Here is a 22078-nt window from a genome sequence, read left to right on the forward strand (position 1 = left end):
GGTGGAATGCCGCTGTCAAACAGCGGCGCTCCTTTCCTCCCCGTCCTGAAGGACGGGGTTTCTCGGAGCAACTGATGAAAAAACGGCGGCGCGGGCCGCCCGGCGGCACCGCGCATCGCGTCGTGCGCGGTCGTCAGTCCCGGCTGCGAGCGGCTTGCGGATTCGGCGGCGCAAAGGCCGGGTCGTTGCGAACGGAACGATGTACGACGGCATCCGGCCGCACGCAAACGGCCAACGGATCGCCCCGCGACCACCCGCCGCAGCCCGGCTGAAACCCGTTATAAGAAATCTAATAAGTATTTCATGCGGGAAATACTATAGGCGATATATCAAAAACAATGCCAGAATGCGCGCCGCTCCGAACGCCGCGACACCCGATCGCCGTCCGAGCCGCATCAGGAGGTTCTCCCCCAATGAAAAACCACGGCCTGTCACGGCGGGGTTTTCTGAAAGCCAGCGTGCTGGCGGGCGTCGCGGTGTATGTCGCGCCCATCGGCAGCCGCGCGTTCGCGGCGCTCTTCGAAGAAAAACTCCTCACCCCGGTCAAATGGGATAGCGTCACCGGCATCCCCCAATTCCGCATCGACGGCATCGCGAAGGTCACCGGCTCTAAAGTGTTCGCCCGCGACGTGCGCGCCGCCGACATGCCGCACTGGCCGCAGCAGCAGTCGCACGCGCTGATCCTGCGCGTCACGCAGGCCGACCGCACCTACGAAGGCTTCGACCTGTCGCTGCTCGGCGACGAACTGAAGCCGGACCGCGTGGTCACGGCCGACGATCTCGCACGCGACGGCGTCGCATTCCCGGCGTTCTACGGCGACGACATGCTGCTGCCGGCCGGCAAGACGCCCGCGTATCTCGGTCATGCGGTCGCGATCCTCATCTATCACGACTTCGCGCGCTTTCGCTTCGCGAAGAACGCGCTCAAGTTCCGCGACGACGTGATCCGCTACGGCGCGGTCACGGGCCCGCTCGAGCGTGATCCGTGGGGCACCTTCCGCTACGTGCGCGTGGGCGGTAAGACGGCCTATGACGACGACGTCTATTCGAGCCTGAAGGACGCGCCGATCTTCCCGAGCATGATGCGCAAGCACCTGCCGGTCTGGCCGGACGGCAAGGAGCACGGCAAGCTCGACGAGCAGGGCATGTTCCTCGCCGGGCAGATCGCGAGCGAGCTTGACCATCCTTCGGCCGACTGGCTCGTGTTCGACCGCGAATACAACACGCAGTCGGTCGATACGGCCGCGCTCGAACCCGACAACGCGAACTGCTGGTACGACGCCGCGACGCAGTCGCTGCACCTCGTCGTGCCGACCCAGTCGCCGCTCGAAGTGTCGGAGAATGCGGCCGCGATGGTCGCGAAATGCCGCTTCCCGGTGAAGAAGCTGTTCGTGCATCCGTGCTACACGGTCGGCTACGGCTCGAAGGATCACTTCAACGTGCCGTTCTACGGCCTCGTCTGCGCGCTGTACGCGGACGGCCGCCCGGTGCGTTTCGCGAACGACCGCTACGAGCAGTTCCAGACGTCGCTGAAGCGTCACGCGTTCAAGATGCACTACCGGATCGCGGTCGATCGCAATACGGGCCTGCTGCAGTCGTTCAAGGGCGACTTCGAGGCGAACGGCGGCGGTCGCTCGAACTTCTCGCCGTCGGTCGCGATGGTCGGCGCCACCGCCGCGCAATCGATCTACTACTTCCCGAAGAGCGACCTCGCGGCCGTCGCGATCGCATCGCGTGCGATCGACGCCGGTTCCGCGCGCGGCTACGGCACGCTGCAGAGCATGGCCGCGACCGAGATGGCGGTCGACGAGATCGCCGCGCAACTGAACATCGACCCGATCGAGTTCCGTCTGCGCAACGCGCTGCGTTCGGGGATGAAGAACACGCAGGGGGCGATTCCCGCCGGCGCGCTGCGCGTCGACGAAGTGCTCGAGCGGGCGAAGCAGCATCCGCTATGGACGCGCCGTGCCGCGCGCAAGGCGGAGTTCGAGGCCGCGCATCCGGGCAAGCGCTACGGCGTCGGCTTCGCGTGCGTGCAGAAGGATTTCGGCACGGGCGCGGAAGCGTCGTTCGCGAAGGTCGAGTTCGACGCGCACGGCAAGGTGTCGCTGCAGCACACGGCGGCCGAGATCGGCACCGGGATGTCGACGTCGCAGGCCGTCGCGGTCGCGAAATGGCTCGGCCGTCCGGCGACCGACGTGCGCGTGGCCGTGACCGAATGGCCGGACCTGCCGGTCGAGACGAGCGGCGACCCGTACCTGATGTCGCAGGCCGACCAGGATCGCCTGAGCGCGAACCCGCGCTGGTCGCCGGGCTATGCGTCGCCGTCGAGCGCGACGAACTCCGCGTACTACTTCACGCACAGCACGCGCGAAGCCGCGCGCGCCGTGTTCCGCTACGGGCTGTGGCCGGCCGCGATGTCGATCTGGACGCGCGGCCTCGGCGGCGGCCAGGCCGCGCCGTACACGATCCGCATCGAGGATGCACGCTGGGTCGACGGCAAGCTGACCGCCGACGGCCTCGAGCCGCTGACGTTCGAACAGCTCGCGAAGCAGGCGCATGCGCTCGGCTTGCCGACCGGCGCCGTCGTGCACGTGTTCAACCGCTGGCAATGGACCGACGCCGAATTCGAGGTAGGCGGCGCGGTCGAGCGTCTGCCGATCGACGGGCTGTCGCTGCGTGTCGGCGCGCCGAAGACGGGCGCAGACGACGGCCCGGTGCCGGGCACCGCCGCGCCGGCCGGCGCGACCGCGCTGCGCGGCACGCTGCCGCCGACCGCGAACGGCTATCGCGTGCTGGACCGCAAGCGCGTGTTCATCCCGCCGACGAGCCGCAACAACGCGGCCGTCACGTACTACACGGCGGTCGGCACGCTCGTCGAGCTGGCCGTGCACGAAGCGACCGGCAAGGTCGAACTGCTCACGCACCACTCGATCATGGAATGCGGCAACCAGATCTCGCCGCAGCTCGTGTCGGGCCAGTTGCAGGGCGGTCTCGCGATGGGCATCGGGCATGCGCTGCACGAGTACCTGCCGCTCTACGAGGACGGCCCCGGCAATGGCACGTGGAACTTCAACCGTTACCAGTTGCCGCGCGCGTCCGACGTCGCCGTCTGGACCCAAACGGGCGACGTGCTGCCGCCGCTGTCCGAGACCGATCCGCCGAAGGGTGTCGCCGAAGTGGTGATGATCCCCGTCGTCGGTGCGATCGTGAACGGCATCGCGCACGCGATCGGCCATCGTTTCACCGACCTGCCGGTGACCCCGCAAAAGATTCAGGAGGTGCTCGCATGACGACCGCCCAAACCGCGGCTTCGGCCGCGAGCGCCAGCGCGGCTGCGACCGCCGCTTCCGCACCGACCGCGGCTTCGGCCGCCCCGGCGTCCGCTCCGGCTGCGCCGGCATCGGCATCGGCTGCCGTCGAGCGTCCGCTCGTCCGGTTCCAGCAGAAGCCGCTGTCGGTCAAGATCAACGGCAAGGCCGTCGGCCCGATGCAGGTGCCGGAAGGGCTGATGATGATCGAGTTCCTGCACGAGTACGCAGGCCTCACCGGCTCGCGGCTCGGCTGCGGGCAGGGCATCTGCCACGCGTGCGTCGTGATCGTCGACCAGCCGGACGGCACGAGCGAGGAAATGCGCACCTGCATCACCGGCGCGCACTTCTTCCACGGTCGTTCGATCCGCACGATCGAAGGCCACGCGACGCGCAACGAAGCCGGCGAGGTGGTCGAGCTGTCGCCGATCCAGCAGAAATTCCTCGAGCATTTCAGCTTCCAGTGCGGCTATTGCACGCCGGGCTTCGTCAACGCGGCGACCGTGCTGATCGAACGCCTGAAGCGCGAGCCGGTCGCGAAGGCCGACGTGGAACGCACGATCACCGATGCGCTCGACGCGCACCTCTGCCGCTGTACGGGCTATGTGCGCTACTACGAAGCCGTCAAGGACGTGGTGCTGACGACGCCGGGACTCGTGAAGGACGCAGCATGAAACGCACACTCGCTCATCGTGTCGCGCGGGCCGCGGCCCTGCCCGCGCTCGCGGCGGCCTGCGCGCTGCTGCTCGCCGCCTGCGGCGGCCACGACACGTCGGCGTCGAATGCGGCGTCCGGCGCGCCCGGCGCCGACCCGATCGCGCGCGGCCGCTATCTCGTCAAGGCCGCCGACTGCGCGGCGTGCCACACCGCGAAGGACGGCGCGCCGTTCGCCGGCGGCGCGGCGCTCGAATCGCCGTTCGGCACGTTCTACGGCTCGAACATCACGCCCGACAAGGATCACGGGATCGGCAACTGGAGCGCGGACGACTTCTACGCCGCGCTGCACGACGGCAAGGCGCCGGGCAAGCGCCTGTATCCGTCGATGCCGTACACGTCGTACCGGCAGCTCACGCGCGCCGACGCCGACGCGATGTACGCGTACCTGATGACGGTCAGGCCGGTCGCGCAGGAAAACCGCGCGCACGACCTGAAGTTCCCGTACAACCTGCGCTTCGGCATGGTCTTCTGGGACATGCTGTTCCTGAAGGACAGCCTGCCGGATGCGTCGACCGGACAATCCGCGGACTGGCAGCGCGGCCGCTATCTCGCCGGCGCGCTCGGCCACTGCGCGGAATGCCACACGCCGCGCGCGTTCACGGGCCAGCTCGATGGCGCGAAGCCGTTCGCGGGAGCCGCGCTCGGCCGCGTGGCCGCGCCCGACATCACGCCGGCCGGCCTGGCCGCGCGCGGCTGGACGGGCACCGATCTGCAGACGTTCTTCGGCGTCGGCATCGCACCGCAAGGCTCCGCGTTCGGCGAGATGTATCCGGTCGTGCACCTGAGCACGCAGTACCTGACGAAGGACGACCTGCGCGGGCTGTCGACGTACCTGCTCGGCGATACGCCGCCCGCGCCGCAACCGGTGAAGCCGGTGTCGGCCGACGCCGCGCAACTGGCCGCCGGCCGCTCGGTGTATCTCGCGGTGTGTGCGGGCTGTCACGGCTTCAACGGCGAAGGCAAGCCGCACGTGGCGGTGCCGATGAACGGCAACTCGACACTGCGCCAGGGCGATCCGCGCAACCTGCTGGTCGCGATGCTCGACGGTATCGACGAGCAGAAGTTCGCCGGTTTCGAAAACCTGCAGCCGATGCCGGGTTTCGCGAAGACGTTGAGCGATGACGAACTCGCGCAACTCGCGAACTACCTGCGCGCGACGTGGGGCGGCCAGCCCGCGAGCGTCACGCCGGCCGACGTGAAGGCGATGCGTTGAGTCGTGCCGTGGGGTAGAGCGTCGCGCGCGAGCGGCCGGCTTCCGGTGCTCGCGCGCGATTTCGTCGCCTCACTTTCCTCGCGGCGGCGCGTCAGTAGCCGCCGCCGCCCCCTCCACCTCCGCTGCCTCCGGAGCCGCCATACCGGCTCATGCCCGGTCCTTGCGACGTACCGCTGCCCGACGACGTACAGCCCGCCGACAGCACGAGCACCAGCGCCGCGATCAGCGCCGCAACCAACGTTGCCGATTTCATTGCGATCTCCTTGCAGCGCGCAGGCGACAGGAAAGGCGGTTCGCGTGAACCGCGCGTCTGCGCGATGAGAAGACGTTTCGGCGGGGCGTTTATTCCATGCTTTTTGCGTATCGCCGCGGCAGCGCCTGGATCAACGATAGACGAGATCGGCGCGACGGTTCTGCGCCCACGCGTCCTCGTCGTGACCGAGCGCGACGGGCTTTTCCTTGCCGAGACTGACGGCCTCGAGTTGCGTCGCCGGCACGCCGAGCGTTTCCAGTGCGCTCGCCACGGCCTGCGAGCGGCGCTGGCCGAGCGCGAGGTTGTATTCGGACGTGCCGCGCTCGTCGGTGTTGCCCTGGATCAGCACGCGCCGCGCGGGATGGCTGCGCAGGTAGTCGGCGTGCGCCTGCAGCAGCGACTGGAATTCGGGCTTCACCGAGTACTGGTCGAAGTCGAAGTAGATGCTGCGCTTGGCGAGCGGGCTGTTCGGATTGTTCAGATCGTCGGCCGTCACCGTCGCGACGGTTTCGCTCGAAGGCTCCGGCGCTGCGGCGGCATTCTCGGGCGTTTTCGCCGCGTTGTGGCAACCGGCCAGCAGGACGAAAGTTGCCAGGACCGCGATTCGGTTCATTTTGCTCATCGTTCTTCTCCAGCGGTTGACTGCGTTGAAAGCGGGGCGCGTGCCATTCGCACGCAACCGTCCGGCCGCCATGGCGCGAAAGGTCCGGCTCCGTTGCCGTGATGCAGGCTCGTAAGCCGGTGGTGCGCCAAATGAAAGAATGTTGCGACCGGAACGCCGGATCGAGGCGTCGCTGCAAACAGATTAGGAAAAATGTCACAACGTGCCCAGTTTCTCCGCATTTTTTGCGCAAACGCGACAGTCGGGAGGCATTCTTGCTTGCGCCGACGGTGCGCGGCAAGCGACGCCTGCCACAGCGAAAAAGGCCGCGCACGGGGCGCGGCCTTGTCGTTGCCGGTCATGGCGATCGGGTGATGCGGGAAGCATTCGCCGGATACAGTCGGTCGACCGCATGACGCCGCGGCGCACGCCGTATCGTCAGAACTTGTGCCGCAGCCCCAGTGCGACGACGACCTGGTTGCTGTTCGCGGAAGGCGTCAAGGTCCAGACGGTCGCGTTGAACGCCGGATTGCCGTTGCCGCCGCTCACGCTCTGGTAAGTGCCTTCGAGATACGCGTCCGTGCGCTTCGACAGCACGTAGCCGGCCTGCGCGACGACCTGGTTCCATTTCGGGCGCGTCTGGCCCGTGCGGGTGTCGAAGCGGCCCATCGTGTACGTGTACGCGGCGGCGACGCTCAGCGCGCGCGTGACGAAGTAGCGTCCGTCGATCGAGAAGTTGTCGAACACCAGCGATTCGCCCTTCAGCGGCGCGATGTTGCCGCCCTGGAGCACGCCCGTCACGCCGTCGGTGGTGGAATGCGACCACGCGGCGCCGACCGAGTGCGGGCCGAACGCATAACGGCCGGCCATCGCCCAGATCTGCTGGTTGCCGCCCGTGATCGTCGCCGAGCCGTCGACCGTGCTCAGCGCGCCGTCCGGGTTCGGCGCGTTGCGGTCGCGGTTGATCTTCAGGTAGCCGGCGCCGAGCTTCACCGGCCCGTTCTCGTACGACACCCCCGTGCTCCACACCGCATTGTTGGAGAACTGGCCGGCCGCGTTCGAGAAGCCGACCATCGCGCCGAATCTCAACCCGCGAACCGTCGGGCTCGCGTACTTCACGGCATTGTTGATGCGCAGGTTGCGGTTCGAATCGTCGTTGTCGTACGGGTGGACCGCGAGATTGCCGCCCCAGCCGGGGCCGGACGCGCCGAGCGGCGTCACGTAATCGAGGATCAGGTCGTACTGGCGTCCGAAGGACAGCGTGCCGGCCGTCTGCGAACTCACGCCGACCCACGCCTGGCGGCCGAACAGGTCGACGCCTTTCTGCGACAGCTTGCCGGTGGTGCCCGAGAAGCCGTTTTCGAGCGCGAAGACCGCGGCCATTCCGCCGCCCAGATCCTCGCGGCCGCGCAGCCCCCAGCGCGACGCGTTCAGTGCGCCGCTCGTCATCGCGACGCTGCCGCCGCCGGGCGAGCCGGCACCGCGCGTGCGCTGGTTGGTGGAGTAGGTGATCGACGTGTCGATCAGGCCGTACAGCGTCACGCTGCTCTGGGCGTGCGCGACATCCGGCACGAAGCTGCTCAGGCAGGCGGCAATGACGGTCCCCGCGACGCGTGCGCCGGCATGCTGGTTCATTTGGCAGGAATGCATAGGAGTTTTGTTGTTGTTGGTCCGGCCTGGCGGCCGATGGATCGAGCGGCCATTATTGGAGATCGTGCGGCGGTCGATTAAGGCGTTGCACAGGAAAGGTCCTCTGCGGAATCGGTCGGAATCGCGGGGGTGTCGATGGCTGGGAGGCGGTCGGGAGGGGGGCGGGCCGGGGTTCAGCGTGTCGCGAATAGCGGCGTGATCGATCGGGGTACGTCGTCCACATTATTTACTGATGGCCGGACACCTGCGCCGTGTAACGTCGCTGCATTTCGTCGGGTTCGACCGTTTCGATCGTATGCCCGATCAGCCAATCATGAACAGCGAACACGCCGATTCTACGAACGAATCAGGGGGCGGGCGCACGGCCGGTTTCGACCTACGGGCATCGGTGATCGGCGCGCAAGTCGGTCGGCGACTCCCGGCGGGGGTACGCGGCACGCACTGCGATGGGACGAAATCCCGAGACTGGAATCCACCACGATCAGACGCAACTCCACCTGCCGCGATATGGAGCGGGGCAGAATAGGGCGAGCGCGGCGCATGCCGCGGCGTTGTCGGCCGCGTGCCGACTCATGAAAACCTGTCGAGTCTCCATGGCGTTTCCGATGCCCCCTATCTTGCGTCCCATCCGGTCGGTATCCCGAACGACGGCCGGCATTGCCTTCGTCGTCAGTCTGCTGTCCGGCTGCGCTGCGATGTCTTCATCTGCGCCGATCGATCCCCAGCAGCAGTTCGTTGCGGAGCAGCGAAATGCGAACGAGCGGTACTACCAGACCCTCGCGGCGTACAAGCCCATTTTCCAGAATCCCGGCAACTATGGTCGAGCGGAGGTGCTGGAAAAGTACGACGCGGTGCTCTATCAATACTCGCTCGCCGCGGTCAGTTGGGTTCGCACGATCTATCCTGCCGCCCGGCAGACGCTGCCGCCATCCCTGCAACCGTTGCCTGCGTCGTCCGGGCCGCCCAGCCTGGCGGACGTGAACCGACGCTACGAACACGCGCTCGGCATGAACGCCGGCATGTGGGAGATCAGCATGGCCGCGGATTTCGGCAAGCCGTCGAAACTGGCGGTGCCGCGATATGACGGGCCATTGCTTTTCATGCCGTTCGCACCGCCTTTGCCGCCGCTGCAGGATGTTCGCGATCCGCGGTTCGCGCGGCTGGTGACCATGACGAAGAAGGTGGACGACGCGCAGAAGGCGGACCTCGCTCGACAGAACGCGGCGACCGCGAGACAGATGGCGGAGAACGCCGCGATGCACGCGGCAAACCATCCCCCGGGACTGAATCCGCTGGACTCGATCGATCCGCGGACCGGGTTACCGTATCCGGCACCGCAACAAGACACGCAGCGCTGGTGCACGATGATGGGCAATGGCGTGGGTGGTCGGGTTCCGTGTTGAAACGGTGCGATCGACGGGAGGCGATCTGATATGACCTGGACGTCATGGTGATCGTCCCGGCGCGCCCAAGGGTGCAGACGATCAACCTACAGGCTAAACCACGACATCTGTAAATAGCCAGAACACGACATTAGGATATGGCTGCTACAAACAAAAATGTCGATAATTCACGTTATGTAAAATTATAGCCACTAGTCTGTATCGATACGACTGAACCCTGACGGCCTCTCAGCCCATCAAACCCCAAAGAACGCCAACCCCGCCACCACGATGCCGATCGCGGCCACGCCGATCGACAGCCCCTGCATCCATGATCGCCGCGTGAGGATCGTGATAGCGGCCAGCGCGATCGAGATCTGGATGACGGTCGTCGCCTGCGACCATCGATGGTGTCGGTGCATCCGCTCCTCGCTCGCCGCGTTGTTCTTCTCGACTTCCTTTTCGAGCGCCTCGGCGCGTGCCCGGATCGATTCCTTGTCGGCGCGGTATCTCGCGGCATCCGTCTCGAACCGCTTTCGCTGCGGCGATGCCTCCGGGCTCAACGCCGCACCGAGTTCGGCGAGATTCTGCTTGTCACCCTTTGCCTGGTAGTAGGCCCACTGGTTCGCAGCCTCGGTTTTCCGGATTGCGGCGTCATTCTTGTAGAGCAGCGCGAGGCTCTCGTCGGCACCGCTCTGATAGGCAGATATTGCACCGAAGCACGCAAGCACGGCCGTCAGCACTGCAATGCGCGACGTACCTGGATCGCCACCATGAGACTCGTGATGTTTCACCGCATGGTCGTGAGGGCCATGAACTTCGTATTCTTCAGACATTCGTAGCAAACCCGCAAAAGTTGAATGAATTTGTCGCCTGCCGGCCGTTTGGCTAACGTTAAACGAATTTGGCAAGGCCAACAAAATAAGCGGGCACTCCGGATTCACGGATCGCCAGCGTCGTTCCAAAGGGCGCACGCAGACGCTCGATCGCAACGCGTCCGGCGGCGGCGTACGATCGCCGCGCACCTGAGCACCTACACAGGCTTCCACACGGCGTACCAAATGGCCGCGACATATCTGGCCGTTGATTTCGTGTTTCGTTTCCCCGTCGGGTCATTCCCGCGCGGCTGAGGGAACGAGCAAACGCCCCACGTCGGCTCACACTCGTTAAAGCGGAAATGCATCACCGCCTCTGCCGCCATCCCTGCCATCCGACGCATGCGAAACCATTCATGGGGCCGGACATGTTCGAATGTTTCAAATATATGCAATTCGATCGGCATTGTTTTAATTTCGATTAAATCCCCCTCTTCCGCCAACCTTGTCATCCGTCATTTCATTTCCTATAAATCACTGGTGCCAAGTCAATCGAAAATACAGCGGCGACACTCGAGACAATCACCCCAATAGAAGGAAATTGAATGCCTGGCATTCGATAATGCCAATGCTCCGGCATGTCCCGCCGTCTCGGCCGTGACCGCTGGCGTTATCCGGCGCCACCATGGTCGATCTGCCATCGTCCAGCCGGATTGGAGCACCACCGAATTCGCCGGAATCGCGGCCTTTGACGATGCCGGCGCGCCATGCGTCCGAAGCGCATGGCGCTGTTCTCGAAGGCACGGGGAAGCATCCAACCTCTTCAAGGTGAAAAAAAATGAGTCTCAATCCGATTGAAAATCAGCCACACGGGACCTTTGCGGAATTCGCCAACACTGCCCCTGTTTCTGCCATCGAGGTCGATACATTCAAAATGGCGCTCTATCACGACGGTGTGCAATTGGGCTGGCTTGGCCAAAACAGCGGCGAATGGGCCGTTCTCGTCGATTCCGCCGCGAAAGCATTGACGCTCGAACAGTACCCTTATAACGGCGTGACGTATTACCGGATCCTCGGCACCAGCCGATATATGTCCGTCAGCAATAACGCCTACGTGGGTTTCTATAACTGGATAGGCGCGCGCGGATGGACGCGTCAGGGCTCGATTTTGATTTCCGATTTCAACCACCAGAAACTGTCGCTCTATTCCAAGGACAACGCGTATTTGTATGCGTGGGATGCCTACACCGTGCTCGATGTGAGGTTCGACGAGCAATAACGCACGACGCTTCGCCCGCCGGCTTGAATTTCCGGCGGCGACACGGCGCAGGAAGTGGAGCATCCCCCGGCGACACGGGCGGGATGCCCGCCGGGTTGCGCCATTCGCATTCATCCCACGATCAAAAAGGGAAACGCAATGACCTTCAAGATTCTCAGTTGCGATGGCGGCGGTATCCGGGGATTGATCACCGCCCTGCTCATCCAGGACCTCGACCGGCGCAGCCGGATCATCGCGAGCGCCGACGGCTTTGCCGGCACATCCACGGGCGGCCTGATCGCCCTGGGGCTCGCCCGCGGCGTATCCATTTCCGAGATCGTCGATATCTACAGGACGAAGGGCCCGGTGATCTTTCGGGAAAACGGGGCGTGGCTGGCGCAAAAGCAAGCGCTCGAACAGCACCCGCAAGCACTCGAACAAGGCACGGTCCTGGCTGGCCCGGGCGTGTTCCAATGCCAGTATGTCAACACCGGGCTACAGGAAATCGCCAAGTCGCTGGTCGGCAACGGCAAGCTGGCCGATCTGCCCCGCTTCGTCGCAATCAACTCGGCGCGCCTGTGGGATCCGCCCACCAAGAGCTGGGCTCCGTGCACCTTCTCCAACGGAAACGGCAACGCCTACCGTAACGTCAGCCTGTTCGACGCCGCACTTGCCACGTCGGCTGCGCCGACGTATTTCCCGCCGTACGAAATCGCCGGGCTTGGCTATTTCGCCGATGGCGGCGTGTTTGCGAACAATCCTTCCGTGTCCGCCATTGCCGAGGCGCTGGCGAGCCGTCGCGCAGGCAGCCTGGACGATGTGCGCCTGTTGTCGCTTGGCACCGGCACCAGCCCCGTGGGCATTGCCCCGGACGCCGTCGGCAACCCGTTGACCTGGGGCGTTTCGAAATGGCTGTGGCCGCTCGAAAGCGGGCGCGTACCGGCAGCAGCCCTGCTCGGGCTGACGATGGATACGACGGCGGCGATCGCCGCACAACAGGCCGGGCAGATACTGAACGCCAATTACCAGCGCGGAAATTTCGTGCTCGGTCAATCCATCGCACTGGACGACTGGCGCAAGGTGCCGGAACTGGAGAAGGAAACCCAGGCGTACATGAGGACCGCCGAGTGGCAACGTGTTTGCCAGTGGGTAGAGCAATTCTGGCGCTGATCGCAACGTCGATAGCCGGGCTTTCGTGAGCAGCAGGCGCTGCAGGTGCCGACGGCGAACGAATCGGAAACAACGAGGCCGGGCAGAACGCCCGGCGCTCGGCAACGCCAGCCGCGTGCGTACCGCGCAAATGGCGGCACGCACGCGGCCAACCGGCCATCAGGCCACCCTCAGACGGCCATCACCGTCACCGACTTCGTGACGAGATACGGCTCCAGCGCTTCCGGGCCGCCTTCCGACCCGTAGCCCGAATCCTTCACGCCGCCGAACGGCATTTCCGGCCACGGCGTGGCCGGCTGGTTGATCCACAGCATCCCGACTTCGAGGCGCTGCGTCAGCAGATGCACGTTCGCGAACGAACGCGTGAACGCGTAGCCGGCCAGACCGAACGGCAGACGGTTCGCCTCGGCGATCGCATCCTCGAGCTTGTCGAAGCCGCGAATCGCCGCGACCGGGCCGAACGGCTCGTTGTTGAACACGTCCGCTTCGAGCGGCACGTTCGCGATCACGGTCGGCGCGAAGAAGTTGCCTTCCGCGCCGATCCGCTCGCCGCCGGTCTCGATGCTCGCGCCGACCTTGCGCGCGTTGTCGACGACCGACGCCATCGCGGTCAGGCGCCGCGGGTTCGCGAGCGCGCCGAGCGTCGTGCCTTCCTCGAGGCCGTTGCCGACCTTCAGCCCTTCGGCATGCTTGACGAGCGCGCGGGTGAATTCGTCGCGGATGCTGTTGTGCACGAGAAAGCGCGTCGGCGAAATGCAGACCTGCCCCGCGTTGCGGAATTTCGCCCCGCCGGCGGCCTTCACCGCGAGCGCGACGTCCGCATCCTCGGCGACGATCACGGGCGCGTGGCCGCCCAGTTCCATCGTCGCGCGCTTCATGTGCTGGCCCGCGAGCGCGGCCAGTTGCTTGCCGACCGGCGTCGAACCCGTGAACGTGACCTTGCGGATCACCGGGTGCGGAATCAGGTACGACGAGATTTCAGCCGGATCGCCGAACACGAGGCCGATCACGCCGGCCGGCACGCCTGCGTCGACGAACGCGCGCAGCAGCGCGGCCGGCGATGCGGGCGTTTCTTCCGGCGCCTTCACGAGGAACGAACAGCCGGTCGCGAGCGCGGCGCTCAGCTTGCGCACGACCTGGTTGACCGGGAAATTCCACGGCGTGAACGCCGCGACCGGGCCGACCGGCTCCTTCACGACCGTCTGTTGCGCATTGAGGTTGCGCGGCGGCACGATCCGGCCGTATACGCGGCGGCCTTCGTCCGCGAACCATTCGATGATGTCGGCCGCCGACAGCACTTCGACGCGCGCTTCGGTGAGCGGCTTGCCCTGCTCCTGCGTCATCAGCTGCGCGATCGCGTCGGCGCGTTCGCGCACCAGCGCGGCCGCCTTGCGCATCGTCGCCGCGCGTTCGTGCGCGGGCACCTTGCGCCATGCCTCGAAGCCGCGTTGCGCGGCGGCGAGCGCACGGTCGAGATCGGCGATGCCCGCGTGGGCCACCTTGCCGATCGGCTTGCCGGTCGCCGGGTTCACGACGTCGATCGTCTTGCCGCTCGCGGCGTCGACCCACTCGCCGTCGATCAGCAGTTGCGTATCCGTATAAGTCACGTTAGCCATCCAGACACCCCTACATTGCGTCGATAAAACGCGCGCTGCCGCGAACGGTCGCGCGCCGGTTGACAGAAACAGAAAAAGCCACGCCGCCGGGGCAGGCACGCGCCCGGCGGCGTCGACGGCAGGCACGCCGGCCCGCTGTCGTTTTGCAGCGCACCGCGCTCAGCGCGCGGCCGCCGTCGCCTTGCGGAGTTTCGCGACGTCCGCCGCCTGCACGGCCGGCGCGCCGTTGTTCCAGCCGGCGCGCATGAACGTCAGCACGTCGGCGACCTGCTGGTCGTTCAACTGGTTCGAGAACGCCGGCATCGGATACGCGGACGGCACGCCACCGATCACGAGCGTGTCGCTGCCGTTCAACGTCACGTTGATCAGCGACGACGCATCGGCTTCGAGCACGTTCGGATTGCCGGCGAGCGGCGCGAGCAGCGGCGCATAACCGCGCCCGTCCACCCCGTGGCAATGCAGGCAGTAAGCGTTATACACCTTCGCGCCCGGATCGGCTGCCGGCCGGCCCAGCGCGACCTGCGTTGCCTTCGGATCATAGCGGTACGGCGGCGCGCCGGTGCCGCCTGCCGCCGGCAGCGACTTCAGGTAGCGCGAGATGGAGGCCAGATCGTCGTCGGTCAGTTCCTGCGTGCTGTGGTTGATCACGCTCACCATCGAGCCGAACGCGGTCGCGTGCTGATTCGCGCCGGTCTTCAGGAACTGCGTGACGTCTGCCTCGTTCCAGCGCCCGAGCCCGGTGTTGTGCTCGCCGGTCAGGTTCGACGCGAACCAGTTGTCGATCGCGGCGCCGGACAGGAACGCCGCCCCGCTTTCGTCGAGCGCCTTCTCCTGGAAGCCGACACCGCGCGGCGTGTGGCACGACCCGCAGTGCCCGAGCCCCTGCACGAGATACGCGCCGCGGTTCCACATCGCGTCCTTGGCCGGCTTGTCCGCGTACGGCGTCGTGTCGAGGAACACCGCGTTCCACAACGCGAGCGGCCAGCGCATGTTGAGCGGCCACGGGATGTCGGACGGCCGGTTCGCCTGCTTCACCGGTTCGACGCCGTGCATGAAGTATGCATACAGCGCCTTCACGTCGTCGTCCTTCAGCTTCGCGTACGACGGATACGGCATCGCCGGATACAGGTTGTGACCGTCCTTCGCGACGCCCTTGCGCAACGCGCCGGCGAAATCCGCTTCGGTATAGCCGCCGATGCCCGTCTCCGGGTCGGGCGTGATGTTGGTCGTGTAGATCGCGCCCATCGGCGTGACCATCTTCAGGCCGCCCGCGAACGGCGTGCCGCGCGGCGCGGTGTGGCACGCGACGCAGTCGCCGGCTTTCGCCAGATAGGCGCCGCGGGCGACGAGCGCGCTGTCGGCGGGCGCCGTCTGCGCGGCATGCGCAGCCGTGCCGATCACCAGTGCGGATAGCGCGAACAGCGACGCGCGGAGCGTGTTCAGGTTCAGGGTGAGATATCGCATGGTCGTCCCCTCCCCTCAGGCCGTTTTCAGCTGGTTGCCGACCGGCAGCTTGCGCAGCCGCGTGCCGGTGGCCGCGAAGATCGCGTTCGACAGTGCCGCCGCGGTCGCGGCCGTGCCCGGCTCGCCGATCCCGCCCGGCGCCTCGCCGCTCTTCACCAGATGGACTTCGATCGGCGGCACCTCGTTGATTCGCATCATCCGGTAGTCGTTGAAGTTGGTCTGCACGACGCGGCCGTCCTCGATCGTGATCTCGCCGTACAGCGCGCCCGTGATCCCGAAGATGATGCCGCCCTGCACCTGCGCCTCGATCGTGTTCGGATTGACGTACATCCCGCAATCGACCGCGCACACGGCGCGCTTGACCTGCACCTCGCCGCCGTCCACCGCGACGTCGATGACGATCGAGAAGAAGCTGCCGAACGCGTGCATCACCGACACGCCGCGCCCTTGCCCCTTCGGCAGCGATGCGCCCCAGCCGGCCGCCTTCGTCGCGACGTCGAGCACGTTGCGGGCGCGCGGCGTCTTGTCGAGCAGCGCGCGGCGGTACTGCACCGGGTCGGTCTTGGTCTGCGCGGCCAGTTCGTCGATGAAGCTTTCGACGACGAACGTGCTGCGCGTCGGCCCGACGCCGCGCCAGAACGCGGTGGGCACGTGGCGCGGCTCCTGGCGCACGTAGTCGACCAGCTGGTTCGGCAGGTCGTACGGCAGTTCGGCCGCGACCTCGACCGCGTCGGGATCGACGCCGTCCTTGACCGCGGGCGGCGCGAAGCGCGCGAGGATCGACGAGCCGACGATCCGGTGCTGCCACGCGACCGGCTTGCCGTTCGCGTCGAGGCCGGCCGAGATCGCGTCGTAGTAGCACGGCCGGTACATGTCGTGCTGGACGTCTTCCTCGCGCGTCCAGATCACCTTCACCGGTGCGTTGACCTGTTTGCCGACCTTCACGGCCTGGCCGATCATGTCGGTTTCGAGCCGTCGGCCGAATCCGCCGCCGAGCAGATGGTTGTGCACGACGATCTTGTCCGGCGACAGCCCGGTCAATTGCTGCGCCGTGTCGCGTGCGCGGGTCGGTACTTGCGTGCCGACCCAGATCTCGCAGCCGTCGCCACGCACGTGCACCGTGCAGTTCACCGGCTCCATCGTCGCGTGGGCGAGCAGCGGCTGTTCGTAGACGGCGTCGACGCGCGTCTTCGCGTTCGCGAATGCCTTGCCGACGTCGCCTTCCTTGCGTGCGACCGCACCCTTGCCGTTCGCCGCCGCCTGCGCGAGATCCGCGAACAGGTCCTTGGTCGACACCTTCGCGCCCGCGCCTTCGTTCCACTTCACGACGAGCGCCGACGCGCCGCGCTTCGCGGCCCACGTGTGATCGCCGACCACCGCGACCGCGTTGTCGACGCGCACGACCTGGCGCACGCCAGGGATCTTCCTCGCGGCCGTGTCGTCGACGCTCGCGACCGTGCCGCCGAACACCGGGCTGTTCACGATCACCGCGTACAGCATGCCGGGCAGGCGCACGTCGAGCCCGAACTGCGCGGTGCCGTCGACCTTCTCCGGCGAATCGAGGCGCTTCGCGGGCGTGCCGATCAGCTTGAAATCCGCCGGCTTCTTCAGCACGACGTCCTTCGGCACCGGCAGCTTCGCCGCGGCGTCGGCCAGCTGGCCATACGATGCGCGCCGGCCGCTCGGCGGATGCTGCACTTCGCCGTTCGCCGCGCGGCAGCTCGCCGGATCGACGTTCCATTGCTTCGCGGCCGCCGAGACCAGCAGCGTGCGCGCGGTGGCGCCCGCCTGGCGCAGCGGGTCCCACGCGTAGCGTACCGACGTCGAGCCGCCGGTGAGCTGGCCGCCGAGCAGCGGATCGAGGAACAGCTTCTCGTTCGGCGGCGCATGATCGAGCGTCACGCTCGACAGCGGCACTTCGAGTTCTTCCGCGATCAGCATCGGCAGCGCCGTATAGACACCCTGCCCCATCTCGACCTTCGGCATCACCAGCGTGACCTTGCCGGCGCGGTCGATCTGCACGAACGCATTCGGCGCGAACACGCCGGGCTGCGCGGGTTCGGCTGCGTCACCGCCGATCACCGAGCGGCGCGCATCGTCACCCGCCGCCGGCAGGCTGAAGCCGAGCAGCAAGCCGCCGCCGGCGGCCGCGCCGAGCGACATGCCGAGTTTCAGAAACGAACGGCGCGATACGCCCGCGCCGGCCCGACCTGCTTCGATCAGTCCTCGCGACATGTCAGGCCTCCTTCGCGGCTTGTTTGACGGCCGCGCGAATCCGGTGGTACGTGCCGCAGCGACAGATGTTGCCGGCCATGGCCGCGTCGATGTCGGCGTCGCTCGGGTTCGGGTTCGACGCGATCAGCGCGGTGGCGGCCATCACCTGCCCCGACTGGCAGTAGCCGCACTGGACGACGTCGAGCTCGCGCCACGCCTGCTGGACCTTGTGGCCGGCCGGCGTCGCGCCGACGGCTTCGATCGTCGTGATCTTGCGGCCCGCGACAGCGGCGACCGGCAGCACGCACGAACGCGCGGCCACGCCGTCGAGATGCACGGTGCACGCGCCGCATTGCGCGATCCCGCAGCCGAATTTGGTGCCGGTCAGGCCGACGACGTCGCGCAGCACCCAGAGCAAGGGCATGTCGTCGGGGGCGTCGACCGAGCGGGTTTCGCCGTTGATGTTGAGGGTGATCATTCAGCCTCCGGGGCCGTTGTATTGGGGGAGCGGCGCGAACGACGCGCGCTGCGTCATGGGGTCGTCGTCATCGCCGTTGCGTCGTGCGCAACGGGTGCCGCGCGGTCCGGGTGCGGGCGGGCCGCGGCGGTGGTGTTGCGTGCTGCGTCGTTACTCGGCCACGTCGATGCCCGCCAGCACCTTGATGACAGGCGGTGCGGTGAACCAGTCGGCCGACTTCGTGCGGAACTCGCCGAAATACGGGCTCGCGAGGTGCGCGTCGAACGCCGCCTGGTCGTCGTAGATCTCGTACAGATGCAGGTTCGGCGAACCGTCCTGCTCGCGGAACAGGTCGTAGCGCCGATTGCCCGGTTCGGTGCGCGTCTTCGCGACCATGCTGCGCAGCTCGGCCTCGGCAGCCTGCGCGTGTTCGGGTTTCAGGAACAGCGAAGCAATCACGTGAAGCGCCATTTTTCACTCCTTTGAAAACGGAAACGAGCATGCCACAAGCCGGCGTCGTGCGACGCCAGCGTGCAACGGTCGTATGTCGTCGAGCGGCGGGATCAGGCCAGCTCGTCCGGGCCGACACGCACGACGACCTTGCCGAAATTCTTGCCGGCGAGCAAGCCGATCAGCGCTTGCGGCGCGTCGGCGAGATCGGGAACGATGTCTTCGCGCGTCTTCACCTTGCCCTGCGCGACCCACTCGCTCATGTCCTTCAGGAACGGCGCATAGCCGGTTGCATAGTGATCGAGGATGATGAAACCCTGCACGCGGATGCGCTTGCGCAGGATCGCGCCCATCAACGCCGGCACGCGGTCACGGCCGGTCGACAGCGCCTTGTCGTCGTAGGCCGCGTCGTTGTAATGCGCAATGATGCCGCAGACGGGCACGCGCGCATGGTCGTTCAGCAGCGGCCATACCGCGTCGAACACGGCGCCGCCGACGTTCTCGAAATAGACGTCGATGCCGTTCGGGCACGCGTCCTTCAGCTTCGCGGCAAACGCCGGATCGTGGTGGTCGACGCATGCGTCGAAGCCGAGCGTGCCGGTCACGTACGCGCACTTGTCGGCGCCGCCCGCGACGCCGACCACACGGCAACCCTTCAGCTTGGCGATCTGGCCGACCACCGCGCCGACCGCGCCGCTCGCGGCCGCGACGACCACGGTTTCACCGGCCTTCGGTTCGCCGATCTTCAGCAGTCCCGTGTACGCGGTGAAGCCCGGCATGCCGAGCACGCCGAGCGCGTACGACGGGTGCGCGAAGTCGCGGCCGAGCGGGATCAGGTCGCGTCCGTCGGACAGTGCGTAGTCCTGCCAGCCGGCCCCGGCGACGACGAGATCGCCTTCGCGAAACGCCGGCAGGTTCGACGACACCACGCGGCTGACCGTGCCGCCGACCATCGGCTGCCCCAGTTCGGCCGGCGGCGCATAGGACGGCGCGTCGCTCATCCGGCCGCGCATGTACGGGTCGAGCGACAACCAGACGGTGCGCAGCAGCACCTGACCGGGACCGGGCACCGGCACGTCAGCGGTTTCGGCGCGGAAGTTGTCCGGCGTCGGTGCGCCGACCGGGCGCGAATTCAGGATGATCTGGCGGTTTGCGGTCTTGCTTTGCGGCATATGAGCCTCCGTCAACAGGAATGGACGTGCGTCGTGGGCACGATCGGATCAGGGATGGACCAGCAGGAAGTGCGTGCCCGCGGCGGCATCGGCGGTTGGGCCGACGCGGTCGCAGGCAGGCGGTTGGAACGATCGGGACAGCGTAACGCGGTGTGAAGCGTTCGGCTTGAAGCGTTCGTCATGAATGATTGAGTAGACCAGTCGTCTAGAGTTGGGGTAAAAACAAGGCGCGCCCCTGCGCGCCCGACTTACGACTGTGCTCCGTCATGCGCGGCCGGCGGCAGGTTCAGCATGCGCCGCGTTTCGGCCATCGCCCTTTCGAGCGGTTTGCGGTCGCGGTGAATCTTCTCCAGCAGCGTCGCGCCCAGCCACAGCTCGTACAGGATCGCGGCGGTGTACGACGGATCGTCGACGCCGCTTAGCGAACCGTCGGCGAGCCCCGCCTCGATGCCGCCGGCGAGCCGCTCGATGATCTGGCTGGTGCCGCGCCGCAGTACCGCGCGCATCGCTTCCGACAGATCCGACACTTCCGCGCCGAGCTTCACCGCGAGGCACTTGCCTTCCGGATCGTCCGCGCATTGCGTGTGCAGCCAGTTGCCCCAGTACGTCATCAGGCGCTCGGCGCCCGTGCCGGCCTGCTGCTTGAGCAGGTTGTCGAGATGCGCGAGATAGCCTTCGAAATACGATTCGAGCAGCGCTTCGCCGAATGCCTCTTTCGAGCCGAAGTAATGATAGAACGAGCCCTTCGGGATGCCCGCCGCGGCGAGAATCTCGTTCAGACCGACCGCCGAAAACCCCTTGTGGAGCATGATCGGCTTCGCGATGTTCAGGATGTGCTGGCGGACTTCGGCGCCTGAAGATGCATTCATGATGGCGTATGGTAGCAACGATTAGACCGGTCGTCTAGTGACGTCGAACCGGCATGTTGAGCGGCACTTTACCCGATCCCGGTCGCGCGCCCAATGCCTGCTCGGCGCGGCTCTCGCCTGCTCGTGCCGGCTGCGCGCCGCGCGTCATATCGGCGACTCGGTTTCGTTGTCAGCGCGGCGCTTCGTCGACGCGTTTTCGCGTCCGCGCCCGCCGCTCGCTGCGTTCGGCGGCCGGGACGGTCTTTTGACGCCGCGCAACGGTGGCCGGCGCATGAGCGCCGCCATCTCGCGCCTCAACGCCTCGAGTTCGCGGCTGCGCGCCGCGTTGGTCGCCAGTGCGCCGTCGAGCTGCCCCTGGAGCACGCCGCAGCGATGCAGCGCGTCGCCGAGTTGGGCCTGTAGCGCGGCCGTGTCCTTCCGCTGCTGCGCATCGCGCTGTTCCGCACGCGATGTCGCTGCGTCGAGTTCCTTTTGCAAGCGCGCGGCCGCGAGCCGCTCGCGATCGATTTCCTGAAGCGCCCGCTTCTCCGATGCGCGCAGGCGCTCCTCGGCGCGACTGGCATCGTCGCGCAACCGGTCGAGCTGGGTGGTGAAATCCGCGCGAGCCTCGGCGAGGGCGCGGTCGCCCTCCGCGTTGTCGGCCTTCAGGCGTTCGATCTCCGCTTTTAGCGCTTGGTGAGAGGCATCGTCCGCCGCCCTCGCCTGCTCGAGTTCCTGAATGCGGACCTGCGCGGCCAGCAGCGCGGCCGTGCGTTGCTCCAGCGCGGTTTCGGTGCGGGCCAGTTCGGCCTGCAGCGTCGCGACTTCCGCTTGCGCCGCCGCCCGCTCGGCCTCGACCTCCGCACGCAGCGCATCGAGCGCGGCCGCCGCGTCGCTGCTCGATCGGTTCCACAACGCCGCGACCAGTTCGCCGGCCGCTGCCTGCAGATCGGCCGGCAGGTCCGGATGCTCGATGCGCACCCGGCTCTTTTCCCGCAGCTCGGCCCAGAACTCGCCGAGGACAGCCGTCGGCGTGCTCATGCTGCCCTTGCGAACGAGCTGGTACAGGCGGTTCGCCGTCGGTGTGATGCCGAAGCGGAAGAACAGCAGCGCGCAGGCTTCGCGGTACAGCTCGCGCGTTTTCGGGAAGTCGGCCTTGAGACGCTCGATTTCGGCGGTCAGGCGGGATTCGTCGGCGGCGAGATCGGACATGGTGGGCTCGGAGGGAATTTCGTAAATAATATAACGTAAACCGTCAAATATCCAATCAATCGAATAATTGAATTTGACATTATTTCTATAATGTCGAGATAAAAGATTCCCGGTCTGATATCGGCGCCTTCGCGCTGTGCTGTTGGCCGCCCCGCCTTCGCCCAGCTTGGTGCCGAGCAACAATGCCGCTGCAACCGCCTCGAAAGACGTCAACATTGCGCGATTCGAAGCGGGCCACTTTGCTTTGCTTGGCCGGGGCAACGATGGAAAAACGG

18 protein-coding genes are annotated in these 22078 nt (G+C 66.5%); 6 read left to right on the plus strand and 12 right to left on the minus strand.

All coding sequences use genetic code 11. The features are described from left to right. Window positions 1–413 precede the first annotated feature (413 nt). The 3 genes from BLS50_RS18475 to BLS50_RS18485 are packed head-to-tail and all read left to right on the plus strand — an operon-like array spanning window position 414 to window position 5241. Complete coding sequence (locus BLS50_RS18475) at window positions 414–3293, plus strand: xanthine dehydrogenase family protein molybdopterin-binding subunit (RefSeq protein ID WP_074803283.1); 2880 nt, start codon at window positions 414–416, stop codon at window positions 3291–3293. Next, window positions 3290–3985 carry a (2Fe-2S)-binding protein gene (locus BLS50_RS18480; RefSeq protein WP_074803286.1) on the plus strand — a complete coding sequence of 232 codons (696 nt, stop codon included), beginning with the start codon at window positions 3290–3292 and terminating at the stop codon, window positions 3983–3985. Before BLS50_RS18475 ends, BLS50_RS18480 begins: the two co-directional genes overlap by 4 nt. Next, a complete protein-coding gene (locus tag BLS50_RS18485; RefSeq protein ID WP_074803289.1) occupies window positions 3982–5241 on the plus strand; it encodes a cytochrome c in 1260 nt (419 codons plus the stop codon). The genes BLS50_RS18480 and BLS50_RS18485 overlap by 4 nt, the downstream gene beginning before the upstream one ends. A gap of 91 nt (window positions 5242–5332) precedes the next feature. On the opposite strand, the gene BLS50_RS35985 is transcribed toward BLS50_RS18485, so the two are convergent. From BLS50_RS35985 to BLS50_RS18500, 3 genes are all read right to left on the minus strand, one after another. After that, window positions 5333–5494, minus strand: a complete 162-nt coding sequence (locus tag BLS50_RS35985; protein WP_023475988.1) for a hypothetical protein — start codon at window positions 5492–5494, stop codon at window positions 5333–5335. A gap of 130 nt (window positions 5495–5624) precedes the next feature. Then, window positions 5625–6116, minus strand: a complete 492-nt coding sequence (gene pal / locus BLS50_RS18490) for a peptidoglycan-associated lipoprotein Pal (protein ID WP_074803291.1) — start codon at window positions 6114–6116, stop codon at window positions 5625–5627. 417 nt (window positions 6117–6533) lie between these two features. Further along, complete coding sequence (locus BLS50_RS18500; protein ID WP_143028354.1) at window positions 6534–7730, minus strand: porin; 1197 nt, start codon at window positions 7728–7730, stop codon at window positions 6534–6536. Between the two features lie 608 nt (window positions 7731–8338). On the opposite strand from BLS50_RS18500, the gene BLS50_RS18510 reads away from it, so the two are divergent. Beyond that, entirely contained in the window at window positions 8339–9148 is an 810-nt protein-coding gene (locus tag BLS50_RS18510) for a hypothetical protein (RefSeq protein WP_256334081.1), read from the plus strand. Between the two features lie 236 nt (window positions 9149–9384). On the opposite strand, the gene BLS50_RS18515 is transcribed toward BLS50_RS18510, so the two are convergent. Then, window positions 9385–9963, minus strand: coding sequence for a DUF4337 domain-containing protein (locus BLS50_RS18515; RefSeq protein WP_074803300.1), 579 nt, complete (start codon window positions 9961–9963; stop codon window positions 9385–9387). 817 nt (window positions 9964–10780) lie between these two features. Between BLS50_RS18515 and BLS50_RS18520 the strand changes: the two genes are divergently transcribed. Both BLS50_RS18520 and BLS50_RS18525 read left to right on the plus strand, forming a co-directional pair. Then, window positions 10781–11221, plus strand: a complete 441-nt coding sequence (locus BLS50_RS18520) for a hypothetical protein (RefSeq protein WP_012340013.1) — start codon at window positions 10781–10783, stop codon at window positions 11219–11221. A gap of 138 nt (window positions 11222–11359) precedes the next feature. Further along, complete coding sequence (locus BLS50_RS18525) at window positions 11360–12370, plus strand: patatin-like phospholipase family protein (protein WP_074803303.1); 1011 nt, start codon at window positions 11360–11362, stop codon at window positions 12368–12370. Window positions 12371–12540: 170 nt separating this feature from the next. Here the strand turns inward: BLS50_RS18525 and BLS50_RS18530 are convergent, their stop codons facing one another. The 8 genes from BLS50_RS18530 to BLS50_RS18565 form a co-directional block, all read right to left on the minus strand. Then, a complete protein-coding gene (locus tag BLS50_RS18530) occupies window positions 12541–13986 on the minus strand; it encodes an NAD-dependent succinate-semialdehyde dehydrogenase (protein ID WP_043887440.1) in 1446 nt (481 codons plus the stop codon). 159 nt (window positions 13987–14145) lie between these two features. Beyond that, on the minus strand, window positions 14146–15450 hold the full coding sequence (locus BLS50_RS18535) for a c-type cytochrome (protein ID WP_074803306.1): 1305 nt from the start codon (window positions 15448–15450) through the stop codon (window positions 14146–14148). 15 nt (window positions 15451–15465) lie between these two features. After that, on the minus strand, window positions 15466–17685 hold the full coding sequence (locus tag BLS50_RS18540) for a xanthine dehydrogenase family protein molybdopterin-binding subunit (RefSeq protein WP_074803309.1): 2220 nt from the start codon (window positions 17683–17685) through the stop codon (window positions 15466–15468). A 1-nt stretch (window position 17686) separates the two neighbouring features. Next, on the minus strand, window positions 17687–18142 hold the full coding sequence (locus BLS50_RS18545; RefSeq protein WP_006479019.1) for a (2Fe-2S)-binding protein: 456 nt from the start codon (window positions 18140–18142) through the stop codon (window positions 17687–17689). Between the two features lie 150 nt (window positions 18143–18292). Continuing rightward, window positions 18293–18592, minus strand: coding sequence for a putative quinol monooxygenase (locus BLS50_RS18550; RefSeq protein ID WP_006479020.1), 300 nt, complete (start codon window positions 18590–18592; stop codon window positions 18293–18295). Window positions 18593–18684: 92 nt separating this feature from the next. After that, a complete protein-coding gene (locus BLS50_RS18555; RefSeq protein WP_074803312.1) occupies window positions 18685–19743 on the minus strand; it encodes an NADP-dependent oxidoreductase in 1059 nt (352 codons plus the stop codon). Between the two features lie 248 nt (window positions 19744–19991). After that, window positions 19992–20612: a TetR/AcrR family transcriptional regulator gene (locus BLS50_RS18560; RefSeq protein WP_011547695.1), complete on the minus strand. Its 621-nt coding sequence runs from the start codon at window positions 20610–20612 to the stop codon at window positions 19992–19994. 144 nt (window positions 20613–20756) lie between these two features. Next, a complete protein-coding gene (locus tag BLS50_RS18565) occupies window positions 20757–21803 on the minus strand; it encodes a DNA-binding protein (RefSeq protein WP_244107465.1) in 1047 nt (348 codons plus the stop codon). Window positions 21804–22078 lie beyond the last annotated feature (275 nt).

It is taken from the genome of Burkholderia orbicola (assembly GCF_900100915.1).
Taxonomy (GTDB): Bacteria; Pseudomonadota; Gammaproteobacteria; order Burkholderiales; family Burkholderiaceae; genus Burkholderia; species Burkholderia orbicola.